Source organism: Pseudocitrobacter cyperus, assembly GCF_039889165.1.
In the GTDB taxonomy this organism is placed as follows: domain Bacteria; phylum Pseudomonadota; class Gammaproteobacteria; order Enterobacterales; family Enterobacteriaceae; genus Pseudocitrobacter; species Pseudocitrobacter cyperus.
Window position 1 is genome coordinate 1 of the sequence record NZ_JAYMYY010000032.1, and the last position, 332, is coordinate 332.

Consider the following 332-nt stretch of genomic DNA (forward strand, 5'->3'; position numbering starts at 1 on the left):
CGGATAGCCGCGAAACAGCGCGATGCTGTCGAGAATACGCGTGACCCGCACGGCTGAAATCCCGAATGCAGCGGTGATCGTCAGGCATTCCTTCGTGAAATCATCCACACAGGTCAGGCACTTGATCCTGCGACCGTTGGCCAGTACGTCCATAACGAAATCCATCGACCATGTAAGGTTCGGCGCATCCGGGCGAAGAAGCGGAAACCGTTCGGTCGCCAGCCCTTGACGACGTCGCCTGCGTTTAACGCCCAGCCCGTTAGGTGGTAAAGGGGGTACACGCGCTTGTGATTAACATGAAGGCCTTCACGGCGCAGTAACTGCCAGATGCG

At 57.8% G+C, this 332-nt stretch carries 1 pseudogene; it reads right to left on the reverse strand.

The window, feature by feature from the left end:
• Positions 1–332 (reverse strand): annotated as a pseudogene (locus tag VSR74_RS23210) (DDE-type integrase/transposase/recombinase); the annotation flags it as partial.